This window comes from Granulicella paludicola (genome assembly GCF_025685545.1).
Classification (GTDB): Bacteria; Acidobacteriota; Terriglobia; order Terriglobales; family Acidobacteriaceae; genus Granulicella; species Granulicella paludicola.
In genome coordinates, this window is the sequence record NZ_JAGSYC010000025.1 from 587,412 (window position 1) to 606,208 (window position 18,797).

General features: G+C 57.4%; 21 protein-coding genes. 13 read left to right on the forward strand and 8 right to left on the reverse strand.

Annotated features, from left to right (window positions below; all coding sequences use genetic code 11):
- Window positions 1-8: 8 nt before the first annotated feature.
- The 3 genes from msrP (at window position 9) to OHL14_RS14270 (ending at window position 3,814) form a co-directional block, all read left to right on the forward strand.
- Complete coding sequence (gene msrP, locus OHL14_RS14260; RefSeq protein WP_263380022.1) at window positions 9-974, forward strand: protein-methionine-sulfoxide reductase catalytic subunit MsrP; 966 nt, start codon at window positions 9-11, stop codon at window positions 972-974.
- A 5-nt stretch (window positions 975-979) separates the two neighbouring features.
- On the forward strand, window positions 980-1,690 hold the full coding sequence (locus OHL14_RS14265) for a protein-methionine-sulfoxide reductase heme-binding subunit MsrQ (protein ID WP_263380023.1): 711 nt from the start codon (window positions 980-982) through the stop codon (window positions 1,688-1,690).
- Window positions 1,691-1,909: 219 nt separating this feature from the next.
- Complete coding sequence (locus OHL14_RS14270) at window positions 1,910-3,814, forward strand: DUF1800 domain-containing protein (RefSeq protein WP_263380024.1); 1,905 nt, start codon at window positions 1,910-1,912, stop codon at window positions 3,812-3,814.
- Here OHL14_RS14270 and OHL14_RS14275 read toward each other — a convergent pair.
- Together OHL14_RS14275 and OHL14_RS14280 are read right to left on the reverse strand one after the other, a co-directional pair.
- On the reverse strand, window positions 3,811-4,530 hold the full coding sequence (locus tag OHL14_RS14275) for a PIG-L deacetylase family protein (RefSeq protein WP_263380025.1): 720 nt from the start codon (window positions 4,528-4,530) through the stop codon (window positions 3,811-3,813). The two genes, OHL14_RS14270 and OHL14_RS14275, sit on opposite strands and share 4 nt — an antisense overlap.
- Window positions 4,530-5,306 carry a ribonuclease HII gene (locus OHL14_RS14280; RefSeq protein ID WP_263380026.1) on the reverse strand — a complete coding sequence of 259 codons (777 nt, stop codon included), beginning with the start codon at window positions 5,304-5,306 and terminating at the stop codon, window positions 4,530-4,532. Before OHL14_RS14280 ends, OHL14_RS14275 begins: the two co-directional genes overlap by 1 nt.
- Before the next feature lie 197 nt (window positions 5,307-5,503).
- On the opposite strand from OHL14_RS14280, the gene OHL14_RS14285 reads away from it, so the two are divergent.
- On the forward strand, window positions 5,504-6,538 hold the full coding sequence (locus OHL14_RS14285) for a hypothetical protein (protein WP_263380027.1): 1,035 nt from the start codon (window positions 5,504-5,506) through the stop codon (window positions 6,536-6,538).
- A gap of 79 nt (window positions 6,539-6,617) precedes the next feature.
- Here the strand turns inward: OHL14_RS14285 and rplS are convergent, their stop codons facing one another.
- The 6 genes from rplS to OHL14_RS14315 form a co-directional block, all read right to left on the reverse strand.
- Complete coding sequence (gene rplS, locus OHL14_RS14290; protein ID WP_396271395.1) at window positions 6,618-6,998, reverse strand: 50S ribosomal protein L19; 381 nt, start codon at window positions 6,996-6,998, stop codon at window positions 6,618-6,620.
- 97 nt (window positions 6,999-7,095) lie between these two features.
- Entirely contained in the window at window positions 7,096-7,935 is an 840-nt protein-coding gene (gene trmD, locus OHL14_RS14295) for a tRNA (guanosine(37)-N1)-methyltransferase TrmD (protein WP_263380028.1), read from the reverse strand.
- Window positions 7,925-8,578, reverse strand: a complete 654-nt coding sequence (rimM, locus tag OHL14_RS14300) for a ribosome maturation factor RimM (protein WP_263380029.1) — start codon at window positions 8,576-8,578, stop codon at window positions 7,925-7,927. The genes trmD and rimM overlap by 11 nt, the downstream gene beginning before the upstream one ends.
- Window positions 8,579-8,732: 154 nt before the next feature.
- Complete coding sequence (locus OHL14_RS14305; RefSeq protein ID WP_263380030.1) at window positions 8,733-9,047, reverse strand: KH domain-containing protein; 315 nt, start codon at window positions 9,045-9,047, stop codon at window positions 8,733-8,735.
- A gap of 295 nt (window positions 9,048-9,342) precedes the next feature.
- Window positions 9,343-9,618, reverse strand: a complete 276-nt coding sequence (gene rpsP / locus OHL14_RS14310) for a 30S ribosomal protein S16 (protein WP_263380031.1) — start codon at window positions 9,616-9,618, stop codon at window positions 9,343-9,345.
- Between the two features lie 133 nt (window positions 9,619-9,751).
- Complete coding sequence (locus OHL14_RS14315) at window positions 9,752-10,636, reverse strand: alpha/beta hydrolase (protein ID WP_263380032.1); 885 nt, start codon at window positions 10,634-10,636, stop codon at window positions 9,752-9,754.
- Window positions 10,637-10,752: 116 nt separating this feature from the next.
- Between OHL14_RS14315 and OHL14_RS14320 the strand changes: the two genes are divergently transcribed.
- The 9 genes from OHL14_RS14320 (at window position 10,753) to OHL14_RS14360 (ending at window position 18,794) form a co-directional block, all read left to right on the forward strand.
- Complete coding sequence (locus OHL14_RS14320) at window positions 10,753-11,481, forward strand: esterase family protein (protein WP_263380033.1); 729 nt, start codon at window positions 10,753-10,755, stop codon at window positions 11,479-11,481.
- Between the two features lie 111 nt (window positions 11,482-11,592).
- Window positions 11,593-12,519, forward strand: a complete 927-nt coding sequence (locus tag OHL14_RS14325) for an ATP-grasp domain-containing protein (RefSeq protein ID WP_263380034.1) — start codon at window positions 11,593-11,595, stop codon at window positions 12,517-12,519.
- Window positions 12,520-12,524: 5 nt separating this feature from the next.
- The gene (locus OHL14_RS14330) at window positions 12,525-12,845 is read left to right on the forward strand and encodes a hypothetical protein (protein WP_263380035.1); all 321 of its coding nucleotides are present in this window, start codon (window positions 12,525-12,527) and stop codon (window positions 12,843-12,845) included.
- A gap of 12 nt (window positions 12,846-12,857) precedes the next feature.
- Window positions 12,858-13,979 carry a carboxylate-amine ligase gene (locus OHL14_RS14335; protein ID WP_263380036.1) on the forward strand — a complete coding sequence of 374 codons (1,122 nt, stop codon included), beginning with the start codon at window positions 12,858-12,860 and terminating at the stop codon, window positions 13,977-13,979.
- 16 nt (window positions 13,980-13,995) lie between these two features.
- Window positions 13,996-15,057, forward strand: coding sequence for an aminopeptidase (locus OHL14_RS14340; protein ID WP_263380037.1), 1,062 nt, complete (start codon window positions 13,996-13,998; stop codon window positions 15,055-15,057).
- Entirely contained in the window at window positions 15,054-16,289 is a 1,236-nt protein-coding gene (locus OHL14_RS14345; RefSeq protein WP_263380038.1) for a hypothetical protein, read from the forward strand. Before OHL14_RS14340 ends, OHL14_RS14345 begins: the two co-directional genes overlap by 4 nt.
- A gap of 61 nt (window positions 16,290-16,350) precedes the next feature.
- Window positions 16,351-16,686 carry a PilZ domain-containing protein gene (locus OHL14_RS14350; RefSeq protein WP_263380039.1) on the forward strand — a complete coding sequence of 112 codons (336 nt, stop codon included), beginning with the start codon at window positions 16,351-16,353 and terminating at the stop codon, window positions 16,684-16,686.
- A 50-nt stretch (window positions 16,687-16,736) separates the two neighbouring features.
- Window positions 16,737-17,441 carry a response regulator transcription factor gene (locus OHL14_RS14355; protein WP_317890423.1) on the forward strand — a complete coding sequence of 235 codons (705 nt, stop codon included), beginning with the start codon at window positions 16,737-16,739 and terminating at the stop codon, window positions 17,439-17,441.
- A gap of 72 nt (window positions 17,442-17,513) precedes the next feature.
- A complete protein-coding gene (locus tag OHL14_RS14360) occupies window positions 17,514-18,794 on the forward strand; it encodes an MFS transporter (protein WP_263380040.1) in 1,281 nt (426 codons plus the stop codon).
- Window positions 18,795-18,797 lie beyond the last annotated feature (3 nt).

Below are 18,797 nucleotides of genomic sequence, written 5' to 3' on the forward strand. Positions count from 1 at the left end.
ATTTGAAGATGCTGCTGCGAACAGAGAAGTCCATTCCGTCGTCCGAGATCACGCCTAAAGAGGTGTACGAGTCCTTCAAGATGACGCGCCGCCGTGTGCTCTCTGGCCTTGGCGCTGTGGGCGCTGCCGCTGCCACTGCGGGCCTGCCGCAGCTGGCGCTGGGCGAGACGCCGCTCAAGTTTGTGACCACAAACTACTCGGTGCCGGACCGCGCCACCACGCCTGAATCCAAGGCGAAGAGCTATAACAATTTCTATGAGTTCGGTGAGCAGAAGGACGATCCTGCCAAGAATGCTCACACATTGAAGACAAACCCCTGGTCGGTGAAGATCGAAGGCCTGGTGAAGACGCCGCTGACGCTCGACCTGGACAAGCTCGCGAGCCTTCGACCGATGGAGCAGCGTGTCTATCGCTTCCGCTGCGTCGAGGCGTGGTCCATGGTGATTCCGTGGGACGGATATCCGTTGGCGGAGCTGATCAAGTTTGCAAACCCACTGCCCAGTGCCAAATTTGTGCAATTTATCTCGCTGGCAGATAGCAAGACAGAGGAGCTGCCGAGTGGCATTGCGTGGCCTTACAGTGAAGGCCTTCGCATGGATGAGGCGATGAACCCGCTGACATTGTTGACATTCGGCAGCTATGGGCAGACGCTGGCGAACCAGCAGGGTGCGCCGATACGGGTGATCATTCCGTGGAAGTACGGATTCAAGTCGGCGAAGTCGATTGTGAAGATCCGGTTCGTCGACAAGATGCCGCACACGACCTGGAACGATCTCAACTCCGAGGAGTATGGGTTCTACTCAAACGTAAATCCGTCCGTCGATCATCCCCGCTGGTCGCAGGCGCATGAGCGTTTGTTGAATACGACAGGCAACAGCCTCTTTGTGAAGTCCGTGCCCACGCTGCCGTTCAATGGATATGCGAATGAGGTCGCGTCTATGTACGCGGGCATGGACTTGAAGCGTTTTTACTAGATACCATGCCTACTCGAGCGATTCCTTATTTGAAGGGTGTCCTTCACCTCCTGTGCCTTCTGCCACTGCTGTATCTTCTTCAGCAATACCGCAGCGGCGCACTTGCAAGCCTTGCGGACCCGACGAACTACCTGACGCACTTCACGGGCGACTGGGCGCTTTGGTTGCTGCTTGCCGACCTTGCGATCACGCCACTTCGCCGCCTGAATTCAGCACTGGCATGGTTGATTCGTCTTCGGCGTATGGTCGGGCTGTGGGCGTTCTTCTATGCGACGCTACATCTGCTGATTTATGTCGTTTTGTTCAGCGGCTACGATTTGCCGACGGCATGGGCCGGAGTCCAGGCAGGTCATCTGATCGAGCCTTGGAACCAGTTCAAACTCATCTGGCCCCGAATGCTGGATGACGTGGAGAAGCGGTCGTTTATTCAGGTGGGGCTGCTGGCGTGGGTGCTGTTGCTGGCGCTGGCTATCACCTCGCCGCAGCGAGTGATGAGGGCGATGGGTGGCAAGAACTGGCAGCGGCTCCATCGCGCTATCTATGTGGCAGGTATTGCTGCGGTCATTCACTACTGGTGGCTAGTGAAGGCGGGTGTGCTTGCGCCGTGGAAGGTGACAGCCGTGCTTGCGGTGCTCCTCCTGGCGCGTATTGTTTATTCGGTGATGAAGCGCCTCAAGAAGCCGAGCGCTGCAAAACCATCAGCAAAGATGGCATGAACCGCAACTTCTGGCTGATAGTACAGGTCTAAGCTGGGTGTTGAGGTGTTGCCGATGCCAAGGACCCGCCATGCCGTGTATTTTGTCCCGATCTTCGCGCCCCTATGCCTAGCGTCACTGCTTAGCGCGCAGATTCAGTCGCACGCCTCGAAGCCCCATCCTGCGTCGAAGTCCGTGAAACCTGTTGCACTTGTCCCGCTTTCACCGCGGGAGCGTGTAGTGCAACTGCTTGACCGCTTTACTTTTGGGCCCACGCCTGGACAGGTTGACCAAGTGATTGCGCAGGGGAGTGACGCGTGGCTAGCGCAGCAGATGCAACCCGGCTCGATTCCTGATCCGATCCTGGCGCGCAAGCTCGGTGATCTCCCCACCGTAGGCATGAGTACGCAACAGGCGATGACGGTTTTTCCGGATCGTCCGCAGATCAGCGCGGTGGCGAATGAGACAAGCGAGCCACCTACCGACCCGCTCCTTCACGCGGTGTTCGATGTGCAATATACGAAGCTGATGAAGGAGCGCGACAAGAAGAAGCCAGATGGCACTACGGTTTCGGTAGCAGAGCCGACCGACGCGGAGAAGGCTGCGCAGAAGAAGCTCGATCAGGAAAAGGCATCTCGCTTGTTTGGGGATCTGATTTCGTTGCCGAAGGAGCAGCGGATGAAGGCGATCCTCGCCTTGCCGGTAGAGGACCAGATCGTGCTGACGGGGAATGGCAACCTCAAGGATCAGCAGCGCAACCTGCTCTTTGCGGATTTCAATCCGCGCGAGCGTGATGCTTTTATCGCGATGTCCGGTCAGGTCAGTTCTTCGGGCAATCTTCTGAACGAGCTTACGCAGGCTCGTGTGGCGCGCGATATCCTGACGGAGCGGCAGTTGGAAGCGGTGATGACCGCCTTCTGGTTCAATCACTTCAACATCTATGCGCCGAAAGACAGCGACCAGTGGTATACCACGAGCTACGAGCGCGATGTGATTCGCCGCAATGCGCTGGGCAACTTCCGAGACCTGCTGCTTGCTACCGCGCAGTCGCCCGCGATGATGGTCTATCTCGACAACTGGCTTTCTATCGGGCCGGATTCACTCGCGAATGGAGTCAACCCGCAGAATCCGAAGTCGAAGAAGGGCAACAAGGGTCTCAACGAGAACTATGGCCGCGAAGTGATGGAGCTGCATACCGTTGGCGTCAACGGCGGCTATACGCAGGCGGATGTTACGTCGCTCGCGGCGATCCTTACTGGGTGGGGTATCGATCAGCCGAACAACGGCGGAGGTTTTCAGTTCGACTACAAGCGACATGAGCCTGGCTCGAAGCTTTGGTTTGGCTATGTGATCGACGATAAGGGCAATGTCACGAAGATTGATCCGGGCAAGCCGATATCAGCGGCGAGCCTGACGGTGGGCAACGCGGTCGCCACTCCCGAAAGCGTGAAGCAGGGAATTGCCGCGCTGAACATTCTTGCCAATGCTCCTCAGACCGCGCGATTCATCTCTACTGAACTGGCGCAGTATTTTGTCGCCGATGACCCTCCGCCTGCGCTTGTGGACCGCTTGTCGCAAGTCTTCATCGACTCGCACGGAGACATCAAGACGATACTGCGCGCACTGATCACATCACCTGAGTTCAACTCGCGGCAGTACTTTCATACGAAGGTGAAGACACCGGAGGAGTTCATCGCCTCGGCCTTCCGCGCCACGGCTACCGACCCGCAGAACCTTGGTGCGCTCGCGAACCAGCTGAACACAATGGGGATGCCGCTCTTCCGTGCGCTGCCGCCTACGGGGTATTACCTCACTGCAGATCGCTGGATGAACTCGACGGCGCTCGTCGATCGCCTGAACTTTGCGTATCAGCTGACAAACGGGAAATTTGCGAATCAGAAGTTCGATGCGCCGAAGCTGGTCGCGAGTGGGCTGATCGCGTTGCCGCACACACCCACAGGGACCGGTGCAGACTTAACGCTGCATGTGCTGGAGGAGACGATGATCGGCGCACCCGTATCGACGCAAACGAATGTGCTGATCGACAAGCAGCTCGCCCAACAACCTGCGAATGCGACACCGACCGACACGCTAAACCTGCTGACAGCGCTGGTGCTGGGATCGCCTGACTTCCAGCTGCGCTAGTCGTTAAGTACCCCTTCGAACATGTCCTTGGATTGTCGAGCGGGCTGCGGGGAGACTGTGGCCATGAGGGTGTACAGCTCTGTCTGCCCGTGCTGCTTCCAGACGTCACCGACTTTTTCCATCAGCGGTGCCTGGGAGGCGTGGGCGCGAAACGCTTCGACTTTGGCCTCGAAGACGCTGCGGACATCCAGTGCGAGCGACCAAGGTGCGGGCAGCGGCGGCTGGCGGTCGGGGAGGAAGTAGCCGGTGGAAAGATGGAAGAGTCTTTGCGGACGATATGCCGGGCCAAGATCTTTATAGCGTTTTTCCTGTCCAGCCCAGTGGAAAGCTGCCGTCGTCGCGGTTGATACGGCCATGTGATCGGGATGCGTGTTCAGGCCGCCGTCGCAACCGAAGGTTACGATGACCTGCGGTTTGAACGCGCGAATTCGCTGCACCAGCTTCCCCGCAAGCTCAGAGATGCTCTTGAACTCGAGTTGCGCGTCCTGGTATTCGAGCAGTTCCTGTTGCGAGACGCCGAGCAGATGGCAGCTCGCAACGAACTCAGCGCGCCGGATCGCGCCGAGCTCTGCTGCGCTCTTTGAGTCGCCTCGGTAGGTCGCAGCCTGGCCATCTGTAAGGCAGACGACGCTGGTCTCTACGCTATCCTTCGCAGCGAGAGCTAGAGCGCCGCCGAAGGCCACACATTCATCGTCTGGGTGTGCCACGACACACATTAGTCTTCTTCCCAAAGGTCCTCCCCTATTCGGTCGTCGTCTTCCATACCTGCTAGAATGCCCTGCACCATGGGTGAGCCTGACAGCACAGCCGCCACGGGCGCGAAGCTTCTGCGATGGTGTTCATGCAGGCCATGTTCCTGGATAGCCTTACGGTGCTGCGCAGTGCCGTAGCCTTTATGCGAAGCGAAGCCATACTGCGGAAACCCGGCGTCGTAAGACACCATCATCGCATCGCGGTGGACCTTCGCCACCACGGAGGCGGCAGCGATCGACAGGCTCAGCGAATCTCCGTAGATGAGCTTCGTCTGTGCGCAGGTATGGTCCAGTTGCATGGCGTCAATCAGCAGATGGTCGGGCTCGCAGCTGAGACCCTGCACGGCCTGAAGCATCGCCAGACGGCTCGCCTGATAGATGTTGATGCGGTCGATGGTCGCGGCGTCTACTTCGGCGATGCAGATGGCAATCGCCAACGAGCGAACGACCTCATCCAGCTCGCGCCGCATGACCTCTGTAAGCTGTTTAGAGTCTCGCAGTCCGAGCTTCTTCAGCGCGCGCAGGTCCTCAGGCAGAATCACGGCGGCGGCCACCACCGGGCCAAACAGGCAGCCGCGACCGACTTCGTCGATGCCGGCGATGTTGCGATAGCCTTCAGATCGCAGTCTTCTCTCGTAGGCATCGCTGCAGACGAGCTTTTTCAGCCGGGCCATCTTGCTGGCGCTGTCGGTAGCTCTTTGTCGAAAGACTTTCGTAACAGGATTTCGCGAAGCAGGCATGGTATCTTCCTGCTCAGTGTAATCAATCTAGAGCGGCGGATATTCGGGTGATCTGTGTCATCGACCGCCAACATCTCGCCGGTACAATCGTATGAAGGCGAGGTTGCTTGCCTGTCATCTTGCTGTTCTTGTGCTCGCGGCGTAAGCTCGAACACCTTCAAGCCTTTGCCGTAAAGAAATGATCGGAGCGTATATCCATGGCTCTTTCTCGTTGTGGAATTGTTCTGGCCGCCGGGCTCCTGCTGTCAGGTTCACGTGCCGCCTACTCGCAGTCCAGCACCCCGTCTCCTACGTATGACCAGCTGCAGGCCGCTCAGCAGCAGGCAAAGGCTGCGCAGGACGATGCGGCCGCGAAGGTGGCGAAGAAGAAGCATGGCAAGTCCGGCGATGCCGATGCTGCTACGACGGCGACTCCTGTCACCTCGAATACGATTCCTGCGGCGGCAGCTGCCCCTGCACAGAGTGCGGCGCCTGCGGCGGCGAGTTCTACAGCCGCGCCTATCGCTGCCGAGGCTTCTGCCCCAGCCGCCGCGCCTACGGTGGCGGAAGGTACTGTGCCCGCCGTTGCAGGGAAAGACGCTGATGGTTCCAAGGACAACGCGCCGGCTAAGCCTGTGTATGACAAGCACGGCAAACTCGTAAAGGCGAAGGTGAAGAAGGAGAAGCCGCCGAAGCTGGTTCCGGTTGATATCGTTCACGGGGAACTGACAATTGATGGCCTCATTGCCAAGGCCGGCCTCAACTTTCAGATCATCGACCTCAAGTATCTATACGTCTGGGTTCCGGGGCTCGGCACAGCCGTGATCTCCAACCAGCCGTTTGCCGGAGCGAAGATCCAGCCCGATGCGATCGATGGCAACACGATGACGGTGAAGGTCGATGGACACCAGCTTCAACTGGCCTGTGATGGCGATATGCTCAACCGCGAGGCAGGGAAAAAGATATTCCAGGGTAAGAAGAAGGAGAAGCCCACCAGCCTGTATGTGGCGCTGGATACGAACTATCAGCTGGGATCAAACTACCCTCAGTTCGGCTACGGCGACCAGAACAAGGCACCGTATAACTGGCCAGGGACGCTCATAGATCTGCGCGCCAACACGAAGGCACCCGCGCTGCCTGAAAACCTACGCCAGAAGGAACAGGTTGTGAAGATCTGCGCAAAGAACGCCGATGGAAGTCAGGGGAATTGCCGTGACGTGGACGTGCCTCTGGTGCTTGGCAAGAAGTCCTAAGCTGCGGAGCGAGAGATAAGCAACGAAGAGAGGCGGCCCGGAGGCCGCCTCTCTCATTGTTTCGGTGTTTCGATAACGCCTAGGCCTTAGCAGCTGCCGGGCGCTCGATCTTGCGCTCAACCTCACGCAGACGAGCCGCCTTGCCGCGGAGACCACGGAGGTAGAACAGCTTCGAACGGCGCACCTGGTAGCTGCGAACCTTCTCGATTTTGTCTACAACCTTGGAGTTGTATGGGAAGATGCGCTCGACGCCTTGGCCGAAGCTCATCTTACGAACGGTGAAAGAGCCCTGAGGTCCTTTGCGCGTAGCGATAACCATGCCTTCAAAAGCCTGGAGACGCTCTTTGTCGCCTTCCTTGATCTTTACCTGCACGCGGATGGTATCGCCAGGAGCAAAGTCGGGGAGGTCTGTGCGCTGGAACTTCTCAGCCAGCTTCTGCATAATCGGATGAATAGACATAGTAGATTCCTTGCGTAAAGTCGCAAGTGCTAGTATACGCGACTTCGGTTGGTTTTGCAGCTGTTTTCCACATTGGATGGCGGAATCGGCGAGAGTGCTAGCCATTCCATCCGAGCTTAGCCAGATACTCTCGATCGTCGTCGGATAGTGGAGCTGTTTCCAGCAAATCTGGCCGGTTGGCAAGCGTCTTCCCAAGTGCGGCACGACGCCGCCACTTGCGAATAGCCAGGTGATCGCCACCGCCGAGGGCCTCGGGGATAGGCATTCCGTTCCACTCCGCCGGCCGCGTGTAGTGCGGGTAGTCCAGCAAGCCGCCTGCTCCATGCGTTGCGCGGGGAACACCGTCCGCCGTCATTGTCTCGGTGGGCTCATCGCCTTCCCCGAAACTTTCATAGCGTGACGAGTCGGCATGTCCGAGTACGCCGGGTAGCAGGCGTACGACAGCGTCAACGATGACGGCAGCGCCGAGCTCCCCGCCCGTCAACACATAATCGCCGATGCCGACCTCTTCATCGCAGAGCATTGCGCTCACGCGCTCGTCTACGCCCTCGTAACGGCCACAGATCAATACCACACGCTCGTAAGTTGCGAGACGTCGCGCGGTTGCCTGCGTGAAGCTCTGGCCTTGCGCCGAGAGGAGGATAACGCGCTCTTTGCTGCCTCGCTCGCCCTTTGACTGCAGGTGCATGGCTTCCACGCACTCGAAGATAGGCTGTGCTTTCAGCACCATGCCTTCGCCACCGCCGAAGGGGCGATCATCGACAGTCTTGTGGCGATCGTGTGTAAACGAACGGAGATCGTGGGTCGTGACCTCCGCCTGTCCCTGACGCAAGGCGCGCTCGAGAATCCCGTGGCCCAGGATACCCGAGCCTTCACCGCTCTTCGCACCTGCTGAGCCGAAGAACCCTGGGAAGATCGTCACGATATCAAATCGCATCGGATTCCTCTGTTTCGTCTTCGTCTTCCTCTCCGAAGATTTCAGCGTCGCCGCTCAACAGCCCCGCGGGCAAATTCATCACCACGCGGCGCTCTCTAACGTCCACATGCTTGAGCCAGGCTCGCACGAAGGGGACGAGTACGGGCTCTTCAACCTCCGCGACTTCTACGACCAGCAGCAACGCCGCATCCTCAAGGCGACGACCGTCGCTGCCGACGGGGAACTCGACGTCGATGATTTTGCCTGCGGGTTCATCGCCATCGAAGAAAGCGCAGCCCACCAGATCGCCGACGAAATAGGTATCTTCTTCGAGTGCGGGCATATCGTCTGCGGCGATCAGCACCTGAAGCCCCGCGATGGCCTCCGCGTCGTTGATGCTTTCGCAGCCGCTCAGCTTCAGCACGATGCGGCTGGCGTTGCGTCCTGTCGGACGCCAGGCTTCCTCCAGCGTGCGCGGCTCCTTCACCTGCTTGCCTGCGGCGGTCTTGCCTGAAAGAAGGACGGAGCGGCCTGCGGAAAATACGCCCTCTACGTCGCTCAGTGGGTCGGACAGCAACTCGCCTCGACGCCCTTGAGGGCGTAGCAAGGTGGCGATGGCGATCCACCCATCGGTGGCAATATTCGTAACGGCGGAGGTGGTCAAAGCAAAAGCTCCCAGGCGCAGATAACGCCAACAGTGGTTCGGTCACCAACGGATGAATAGCTTGTGACGACAGCCCATCTGCTGGCTGCAGCCTCTTAGTCTATCGTGCGCCTGAGAACCTGACACGCGGGCCGGCTGGCCTGAGAGCGTTACTTTATGGCTGGGGAGTGGGAGTGATAGGCTCGGGACGACCGGCCTCGACTATGTCGAGAGCAAAGCGGCTTTGTAGCTTCATGCTGGCAGCACTGAGGATCGTACGCAGTGATCGTGCTGTGCGTCCTTGCTTACCAATCAGCTTACCGATGTCCTGGGGGGACACGTGCAATCGCAAAACATGTGAATCAGGTGAGGGGATTGCCTCTACCTTTACTGCGGTGGTGTCATCCACCAGGGCCCGTGCAATGGTCTGTAACAGGGAGATCATTTCAACAACAGCAGCGCTGTCGTTTCGTTCGGAAAGCTCGGTCACTCTTACACCTCTGGGAAAGTAAGTGTAGCTACCATCGATTCCGCAACTCTTGATCTCTACTTGGAAAGAGTATTGCTTCTTCTTCGATTGCCTGGCGGCCACACGTCTTGCTTGATGCCTGTCGCTGCTCACACGAAACCCTGACAAAATTCCTATGAAAAGAAGTCTGACAGGGTTGCGTTATGGGCTGAGTTTACGCGACTGTGACAGTAACAAAACAAACTCTTTGGGCACACATTTGATGCTCCCCGATGTGCGTACAAGAGGTTACTCGGTGGCCGGTCAAAAGATTACTTTAGGCGGCAGGAGCCGTCTCGGTTTCAACCTCGGCAGCAGCCGGAACATGCTTGGAAAGCAGTTTGGCGACGATGGTCGATAGCTGTGCGCCCTTGCTGGTCCAGTAGTCAATGCGTTCGCGCTTCAATTCGACCGTAGCAGGCTCAGTGCGCGGGTTGTAGGTTCCAACCACTTCAATCGAGCGGCCATTGCGGGCGCGGTCTTTTTCGATAACAACGATGCGGTAGTGAGGCTGCTTGCGAGCGCCAACGCGGGCGAGACGGATCATCAACATGGTAAGTAGTACCTTTTCTGTTTAGTTTGGGCGAGAAGATCTTGCGATCAGCGACCGAATGGTCAAGGATGAGACGACACAACCCAACAGCTAAGTATCTCGTATTTCCACCGATCCCGCAACGCGGGTAGCGCTAAACGGCAGGAAATAGGTAAGCGAGTGTCTCATCGAAGCGGTCAGCCCAGGCGTCTTCAGTGTGGGACGCTCCTTCCACGCGCAGATAGCGCAGATCTTTGCCATCGCGCCAGCCACGCAGCTTCAGCCTCCGATGCAGCAGGTCGGTATCGCGCAGGTGCTTCAGGCCCTCTCCGGTACCCATATCGAGCCAAATTTTCGGGCGCGGCCTCGACTCGCTTGCGCGGAACTCGCTGACGATGTTGAGGATGCTGCGCTGATTCCACCACACGCTAGGGCTCATGACAGCGAGTCGGCCGAAGACCTGGGGGTAGGCGAGTCCCAAAGCGAGCGATATCAGCCCACCCAGTGAAGCGCCACCAAGGCCTGTGTGCTCCGGCCCAGCCAGCGTCCGGAAGGTGCTGTCGATCAGCGGCTTGAGTTCCTCGACAAGCAGCCGTCCGTAGCGATCCCCCCCCCCGCCGCCCAGCCGGGTGTCTCGGGTGGGGGTATATTCCATCATCCTGCGCACGCCTGTGTTTGCGACGCCCACCATGATCGTGGGTTCGATCTTCCCGGCTGCAGTCATCGCATCTGCGGTCTCGGATACCCGCCATGTATGGTCGGCGATGTAGGAGGTGCGCCCGTCGAACAGGTTTTGTCCGTCATGCAGATAAAAGACAGGAAAGTGCCGCTCGCGTTCGGCAAAGTAGGCTTCAGGCAGATACACGAAGACATCGCGCCGGGAAGGTAGCCATCGAGAACGGAACTCCTGGAGCCGCAAGTAGCGGGGGTTGGCATCCAGCCAACTTGGTGTATTGGCGTTCTGGGGCAGCGGAGCGAACTCCGGCGTCTGCCCAAGGTTCTGGAACAGCGGCCGCAGCGGACTGGGAGTGGATGTCATGAACAAGGTAGGGAACGCCGACTTTCGCTCGTAAGCTAAGCTGTCAGAATACCAAAGATAACCAGTTAACCTAGCCGTCAGGCTTGCAGCATCGTCAGCCCATTCAAAGGAGTCACATGCGACGCGAGTACCACAATCACTACTCTCACCAGCTTGGCCGCGACATGGAGATGCTCTCTTATTGCACAGACGGGGGGCACTTTGGGATGCCGGTCGTCGTTTTTCCTACGTCACAGGGCCGCTTTTATGAGTTTGAAGACAGGCTGATGGTGCAGGCCCTCGATCATCACATCAACTCCGGCAGCATCGAGTTGTACTGTGTGGACTCAGTTGACGCGGAGAGCTGGTACAACCGCAATGTAGGCCCCGATTGGCGCATAGCGCGCCAGGTGCAGTACGTGCGTTACATCGAGTACGAGCTTGCGCCTTTCATCCGCAGCCGCAACTACAACCCCAAGATGATTACTGCAGGCTGCAGCTTCGGTGGCTTTCACGCGCTGAACGTAGCGCTGCAGCATCCGTTCACCTTCGATGGCTGCCTGTCGATGTCGGGCGCATTCGACATGGAGAAGCTGGGCTTTCTAGGTGGCTACCATGACCAGAATGCCTATTTCAATCTGCCCTTCAACTATGTGCCCAACCTGCACGACGGCTACGCACTGGACCGGATGCGGCAAAACAGCTACGTACTCGCTACGGGTGTCCACGACCAATGCTGGAATGACAACGAACGGATGAACGCACTGCTCCATGCCAAGGGCATCACGTCGCACCTATATGTCTGGGGGGATGATGCCGGCCACGACTGGCCCTGGTGGCAGAAGATGGCGCACACGTATCTATAAGCGTTCATCTGTGGCAGTGAATGACAAGCGTTCATCTGTGGCAGTGAATGACCGAACCTCAGTAGCGGCGGTTTCTCCGCTACACTATCCGCAACACGGAGACCTTCGACCATGAAAAAGATCGGCGTCCTGTTCGGCATGGAAAACACCTTCCCGCCCGCGCTCGTTGAGCGAATCAACAGCATGAATCTCCCTGACATTTCCGCCGAGTTCGTGACCGTGGGTGGTGTGGAGATGAATAAGCCTTGTCCCTACGCCGTGATCGTGGATCGCATCTCGCATGACATGCCGTTCTATCGGGCATATCTGAAGAACGCGGTGCTTACAGGGACGCAGGTCATCAACAACCCCTTCTGGTGGTCGGCGGACGATAAGTTCTTCAACTACGCTCTGGCCGATAAGCTCGGTGTGGCCGTGCCGCGTACTGTTCTTCTGCCGCACAAGCAGTTTCCGCCAGATATTTCGCAAACTTCCGTACGCAACTTGGAGTTCCCTCTGAACTGGGAAGGCATCTTCGACTATGTGAAGTTCCCGGCCTTCCTGAAGCCGCACGATGGTGGCGGCTGGCGCGATGTCTTCCACGTGCACGATCCGCACGAGTTCTTCTGCGCGTACGATCAGACCCGCGACCTCTGCATGACGCTGCAGGCGGCCGTGAACTTCAAGGAGTATTTCCGCTGCTACGTTGTCGGTCAGCAGGATGTTCACATCATGGCTTACGATCCTCGCCGGCCACACGCAGAGCGCTACGTGCTGGAGCCCCAGACGTATCCCGACGGGCTTTTGGAGCGAGTGGAGAAGGACGCGCTCACGCTTTGCCGGGCGCTCGGCTACGACCTCAATACCGTTGAGTTTGCGGTGGAAGACGGCATTCCCTACGCGATCGACTTTATGAACCCGGCTCCCGATGCAGACATCAACTCTGTCGGGCAGGCTAACTTCGACTGGATCGTGGAGAAGGTCGCGCATCTGGCTGTCCGTAAGGTGCAGAAGCCTGAGCCGATCGACTTGCGATGGTCGAGTTTTCTAGGTAACTAACGAGCATGGAGAAAGAGATCTGGGTTGGACATGCCGAGTTGAGATATGCGCCGACTGAGGAGAGTTCCTTTGGTCAGAGGGGCAAAGGGACATTTACCTCGTGGGCGTGCTGGGCTGTGGATGACATGTCGTTCAAGGCAAAGGTGACCGACGCCTGTCAGCAACATGGGCTCTTCGTTGCGGGGTTTGAAAATGTAATGGCTTATAAAGAGGCGGTGCAGGCGGGCCTGGTGGGCGACGAGCTGGAAGCGTTGATAGAGCATTCGTCGCAGGATGAAGAATTTTGTGTCTTCGAAACTCTGCACGGGTATAAAAGCGACAACTGAGGGGTGTTCAACATGCGACCGTCTTTCACACTGGGGATTGAAGAGGAATATCAGACCATCGATCCGGTCACGCGCGATCTGCGTTCGCATATCGCGACCGAGATGTTGGCGCAGGGTAAGTTGCGACTTGAAGAGCGCGTCAAGGCCGAGATGCATCAGTCGGTCATCGAGGTGGGTACACGAGTCTGCCATAACATCGAGGAGGCGCGGGAAGACATCTACGACCTTCGCCGCAACATGATCCGGCTCGCTGAAGAGAATGGCCTGGTCCTTGTCGCGGGTGCCACGCATCCCTTTGCCGACTGGCGTGCGCAGGAGATCTATCCTGACCCTCGCTATGACAAGGTGGTCGAAGATCTACAGCTGGTCGCTCGATCGAATTTGATCTTCGGCTTGCATGTTCACGTCGGCATCGAGGACCGCGAGGCTGCCATCCGGGTAATGAACTCGCTGCGGTACTTCCTGCCGCATATTCTTGCGCTGAGCACGAACTCGCCCTTCTGGCTTGGCATGGAGACCGGTTACAAGAGCTATCGCGCGAAGGTCTTTGAGAACTTTCCTCGCACGAATCTGCCGGATTCCTTCGCGAGTTATTCCGAGTTCGAGAGCTATGTGAATCTGCTCATCAAGACCAACTGCATCGACGACGCAAAGAAGATCTGGTGGGACGTTCGACCGCACCCATACTTCAGCACCGTTGAGGTGCGCGTGTGTGATATCCCTTTGAGAGCTGAGGAGAGTGTCGCGATTGCGGCCCTGATTCAAGCCACGGCCTGTAAGCTTTGGAAGCTGCATGCCGATAACCTCGATTTTCGCCAATACTCTCGCGCGCTGCTGATGGAAAACAAGTTCCGTGCTGTTCGCTATGGTCTCGATGGGAAGCTGATCGATTTCGGGAAACAGCAGGAGATTGACGAGCGCGAGCTCATCCATGAGTACCTCCGGTTCGTAGAAGAAGAGGTGGACGAACTCGGTTCGCGCAAAGCAATTAACTACATCCACACCATGCTTCATAACGGTTCAGGAGCCGATCGTCAGCTCAATGCCTTCCGCACATCGAAGGCGGAAGACCACGCCGGGAAGCTTCGTGACGTGGTCGATTACATGGCCGCTGAAACCAAGGTAGGACTTTGAGGACCAGACGAAACCGATGACAGGAACAACAACGACCGATCTGCTCACCGTGAGCTTTCCCGATGCCTTCAGCGAGGGTGCGCGCAACGCTGTCACAACCTGCCTGCGCATCACGCCTCAGGAGAAGGTCACTCTGATTGGAGACGAGACGACGCTGCAGATCGCCGCAGCACTTGCAACCGAGCTGACGAAGCTGGGCTGCGCCTGGAATGCCTTCGTATTGGAAGAGATTGCTGAGCGGCCGCTCAAGGGGATGCCGCAGGTTGTCCTCGACGATATGGAAAGCTCGCAGGTGAGCATCTTCGCCGTGCAGGTGCAGCCGAATGAGCTGCGCAGTCGCATGGATATGACCGATGTGGTCAATCGTCGCCATATGCGCCATGCGCACATGGTCAATATCACGCCCGACGTGATGCTGCAGGGGATGCGTGCGGACTTCAATGCGGTCGATCGGCTCAGCCAAGTTGTGCTCGACAAGGTCCGTGCCGCCAGTTATGTGCGTGCCACCACGCCTGTCGGGACGGATATCCACGTACAGCTCAACCCGCAGTACAAATGGTTCAAGACCTCAGGCATTATCAGCCCGGAGAAGTGGGGGAATCTTCCAGGCGGGGAGTGCTTCACCGCGCCCGGTGAGGTGAACGGCACCTTTGTGGTCGATGGAGTTGTCGGAGATTTTCTCTGCGCACGCTATGGCATTCTGCAAGCGACGCCACTTACGTTGAAGATCGAGGAGAACCGGCTCGTCTCGGCGCGCAGTGAGAACAAAGACCTCGAGCGCGAGTTCTGGGACTATACACACACGGATGAAAACTCCGACCGCGTGGGTGAGTTTGCTATCGGTACGAATATCGGTGTGTCGCATGTCATCGGAAACATCCTGCAGGATGAGAAGTTTCCGGGCATTCACATAGCCTTTGGAGATCCTTATGGCAATCACACCGGTGCTGCGTGGAAGTCGACTACGCACATCGATGTTGTTGGTCTGAGGTTCAACATCTGGCTCGGCGACGCGGATGGTCGCGAAGAGCAGATCATGAGCGATGGCGGGTTCCTCATCGGAGAGCAGGCAACATGATCGAGCCTTACCGCAGCGACTTCAATGCTCGCTTCACTTCGGAGAAGTATGAGGATCTGAAGCGCGTGATGAATGAGCGGACGCGCACGCAGATCGAGTTTCGCGTTGCAGAGACGCCATGTTTTTTCCCACCTGAGCTGCTGCAATCGATGGTCACCGCCGGCGCTGAACTAACGCATCAACTGCTCGACAATCCTGAGTATATGCAGTCTTCGCTAGATGCGATTCCAGCTGAATACCGTGTTCCGAACGATGACACGCATCCACACTTCATGACGGTGGACTTTGGTCTTGTCCGAAATGAAGCGGGGGAACTGGAGCCAAGACTGGTCGAGATGCAGGCATTTCCGTCACTTTTCGGTTATCAGCCATTGTTTGCTCAAGCCTTCAAGGATGTGTTCGCACTGGATCCTAGGCTGGAGTATCGCTTCAGTGGTCTTGACGATGTAGCGTATTGGTCGTTGATGCGCGAGGTGATTGTTGGCAAGCATGCTGCTGAAAATGTGGTGCTGGCCGAGATCGCGCCGGAGACGCAGAAGACGCTGCCGGACTTCCGCATTTATGAGGACCGTCTTGGTGTGCGCACCGTCGATGTTGCCAAATTGATAAAGCGGGATAGACAGCTTTTTTATCGGAATGAGTCGGATGAGGTAGTCCGGATTGATCGGATCTTCAACCGAGTGATCGTGGACGAACTGATACGGAAGAAAGTCAAGTTGCCTTTTGACTATCGCGATGATCTAGATGTCGAGTGGGCCGGTCATCCGAACTGGTACTTCCGAATCAGCAAACTGTCGATACCGTATCTGCGCCATGCAACCGTTCCGCCAGCGGTCTTTCTTGATGATTGGTTTGCGGGCAAGGGACATGACCAGTTGCCAGAAGACCCCAACCAGTGGGTTTTGAAGCCTTTGTACTCCTTTGCTGGTAAGGGTATTCAGTTCGGACCGACACAGGATGATCTCGATGCGATTGAAGTGACGGAAAGACATAGCTACCTGCTGCAAAAACGTGTGCAGTTTGCAAACACCATCCGAACGCCGGAAGGTTTGACACAGCCAGAGATTCGCATTCTGTACGCATGGCCCGAGGAGGGTGAGTTGACGGCGATGACCAGCCTCATTCGACTGGGACGCGGACTGATGATGGGGGTAGACCATAATCGAGATAAATCCTGGGTGGGAAGTTCTGCGGGGCTGTATGTATCCGGGGACCGACAGATTCACGTCTAAGTGAAGTAAACTTTCATGGCGTACCCCAAGCGTTTTTACGCGCGCCCAACTAAGGACCATCATGCCCGATTCCAACAATCCGCTCGATTCCACCCCGCTGCGGTCTGCGGTACGTTTTCCATTGCATATGGACATCGTGCTGACGACGCCTGAGGGCGAGTGCCGTGCGGTGACGGAAAACGTTTCAGCCAACGGGTTGTTATTTATATCCGACAAGCTGCCGGCAGTCGGAACGCCCGTCGAATTCCGGCTGAAGATGCCGGCAGCGATCATGGGCGGAGACGAAGATGTATTGCTACACTGCGTTGGCCGTATTGTGCGCCACGACGACAGCGATGGAAAACTCACCGCCGCTGCCGTGATCGACGAGTATTCGCTAAAGGCAGAGCATCTATGAACAGCGACAGCAGCACCCTCCCAATGAGTCATAACGTGGAGGAGTCAAGCGTGCCTTCCATTCGGGTCATTCTTGCAGATTCGCAGGCTATCTACCGAGTGGGAATGCGAAAGGTCTTCGCAGTGGAGGACGACATCCGTGTCGTCGCCCAGACGGAGAACCTCGATAACTTGTTTGCGGCGCTGGAGCGGTTTCCAGAGGGCGTGGTTATTCTTGAGGGCCAGATGATTCCCGACCTCGCCGTCACGATCCCGGAGATTGTAATGCGGGCGCCAAAGAGCAAGTTCATTGTGCAGGTGGCGGAGATCGACGAGAACGATACGGTCGGTCTGTACCGTAGCGGCGTGAAGGGCGTGGTCGCGCGGTCTATCCTGCCCGACCAACTGGTGCATTGTGTGCGACGCATCGCGGCGGGAGAGACTTGGATCGACAACCAGTCGATCAGCTGGGTGCTTGAGGCCTATCGGGCACAGGCTGCTGCGCTAATGAATCCGCGGACTCAGCCAAAGCTTTCAAGCAAGGAACTTACAATCATTGGCTGCATCACGCGCGGCATGAGAAACAAGGAGATTGCCTCGCAGATCGGTACCTCTGAGCAGGTGGTGAAGAACTATTTGCGCAAGGTATATGACAAGCTTGGAGTCTCAGACAGGCTGGAGCTCGCGCTATACTGCCTCCACCACCAGATTCTGAAACAAGATCCCGAGAGTGCAGAGGTCGCAGATGTGGCCGGTTCGGCGCAACGCCCGAAGTAGGACTGCGGAGTTCGCACGCTACAAAACGATGCCTCCGTCTGAGGGGCGACAACCGACGGAGGATTAATCACGATGGTTTTTGCGCCCTTTCGCAGGCTCACCAGCAAACAGCGGCGCACGTTTGCAGCCTGCTTCTTCGGCTGGACGCTCGATGCTTTCGATTTCTTCATCCTGACGTGGTGTCTCGACTCGGTTGCGGCCACTTTTCACGTGAGTGCGGTCACGGTCACCCACAGCCTGTTCTGGACGCTTTGCATGCGCCCTGTGGGCGCTTTGTTATTTGGTGCCTTAGCAGAGCGTTTCGGTCGCAAGCATGTGTTGATGGTGAACATTGCCTGCTTCACCATCTTCGGCCTCTCTTCGGCATTTGCCCCCAACTTCACGTTCTTCCTTGTCACACGCGCTCTTTTTGGCATCGGTATGGGGGGCGAATGGGGCGTTGGTGCTGCGCTCGCTTTTGAGACGCTGCCTTCAGAAGGTCGCGGCTTCTTCTCGGGACTGCTTCAAGAGGGATATTCGACCGGGAATCTCCTCGCTGGAGCTCTCTACGGCATCACCTACGGCCTGATCTTCCCGCACTTCCACAACGCGGCGTTCACAAATTGGCGCGCTCTCTTTGTGCTTGGCACCATTCCGTCGCTCTTCGTGCTCTGGCTGCTGAGCGGATGCGCGGAGTCGCCTTCATGGCTCGCCACGCGCAACGCCGTTAAAGAAAAGGCTGCCGATGCCGTACCTATGTTGCGGCAAATCCTTACCTACCTGCCTAACTTTTTGTTGCTCGTCTGTATGATGACGGCCTTCATGAGCTTCAGCCATGGCACGCAGGACCTGTATCCGACTTTCCTAAAGCACGACATCGGCTTCTCCAAGACGACGGCGACGTGGGTGAATACGGCGGGTGGCTTCGGCGCAATCTTCGGTGGCATCTGCTTCGGCACCATCTCTGAGAAGTTCGGTCGACGCAAGGCAATCGTCTGTGCTGCGTTGCTGGCTATTCCGATGATTCCGTTATGGGCGGGTCTGCATGGCTTTCCGCGAACGGCTGTCATACTCGCGGTTGGTGGGTTCCTGATGCAGTTCATGGTGCAGGGGGCCTGGGGCGTAATCCCGGTGCATTTGAATGAACTTTCGCCCGCTCCGGTGCGCGCGATTTTCCCGGGCCTTGCCTACCAGATCGGCAACCTTACTACGTCGTGGAATGCACCTCTGCAGACTTCACTTGCGGCAAGCCTCTATGCAGGACACCTGGCGCCCGTGCTGGGTTGGACCGTGCTGCTTGTGGCCATAGCAGTGGCGCTGCTAACTGGTTTTGGACGCGAGGCCAAGGGTGCTGATATGTCCATGACTATCTGACTT

Bases quoted from the DNA above. Each gene is read 5' to 3' on its own strand.
- OHL14_RS14335 (WP_263380036.1), top strand. From the start codon at position 12,858: ATGCGACCGTCTTTCACACTGGGGATTGAAGAGGAATATCAGACCATC.
- OHL14_RS14280 (WP_263380026.1), bottom strand. From the start codon at position 5,306: ATGCCTGCTTCGCGAAATCCTGTTACGAAAGTCTTTCGACAAAGAGCT.
- OHL14_RS14315 (WP_263380032.1), bottom strand. From the start codon at position 10,636: ATGACATCCACTCCCAGTCCGCTGCGGCCGCTGTTCCAGAACCTTGGG.
- OHL14_RS14325 (WP_263380034.1), top strand. From the start codon at position 11,593: ATGAAAAAGATCGGCGTCCTGTTCGGCATGGAAAACACCTTCCCGCCC.
- rplS (WP_396271395.1), bottom strand. From the start codon at position 6,998: ATGTCTATTCATCCGATTATGCAGAAGCTGGCTGAGAAGTTCCAGCGC.
- OHL14_RS14275 (WP_263380025.1), bottom strand. From the start codon at position 4,530: ATGTGTGTCGTGGCACACCCAGACGATGAATGTGTGGCCTTCGGCGGC.
- OHL14_RS14285 (WP_263380027.1), top strand. From the start codon at position 5,504: ATGGCTCTTTCTCGTTGTGGAATTGTTCTGGCCGCCGGGCTCCTGCTG.
- OHL14_RS14340 (WP_263380037.1), top strand. From the start codon at position 13,996: ATGACAGGAACAACAACGACCGATCTGCTCACCGTGAGCTTTCCCGAT.
- OHL14_RS14360 (WP_263380040.1), top strand. From the start codon at position 17,514: ATGGTTTTTGCGCCCTTTCGCAGGCTCACCAGCAAACAGCGGCGCACG.
- rpsP (WP_263380031.1), bottom strand. From the start codon at position 9,618: ATGTTGATGATCCGTCTCGCCCGCGTTGGCGCTCGCAAGCAGCCTCAC.
- msrP (WP_263380022.1), top strand. From the start codon at position 9: ATGCTGCTGCGAACAGAGAAGTCCATTCCGTCGTCCGAGATCACGCCT.
- OHL14_RS14350 (WP_263380039.1), top strand. From the start codon at position 16,351: ATGCCCGATTCCAACAATCCGCTCGATTCCACCCCGCTGCGGTCTGCG.
- OHL14_RS14330 (WP_263380035.1), top strand. From the start codon at position 12,525: ATGGAGAAAGAGATCTGGGTTGGACATGCCGAGTTGAGATATGCGCCG.
- trmD (WP_263380028.1), bottom strand. From the start codon at position 7,935: ATGCGATTTGATATCGTGACGATCTTCCCAGGGTTCTTCGGCTCAGCA.
- OHL14_RS14265 (WP_263380023.1), top strand. From the start codon at position 980: ATGCCTACTCGAGCGATTCCTTATTTGAAGGGTGTCCTTCACCTCCTG.
- OHL14_RS14320 (WP_263380033.1), top strand. From the start codon at position 10,753: ATGCGACGCGAGTACCACAATCACTACTCTCACCAGCTTGGCCGCGAC.
- OHL14_RS14345 (WP_263380038.1), top strand. From the start codon at position 15,054: ATGATCGAGCCTTACCGCAGCGACTTCAATGCTCGCTTCACTTCGGAG.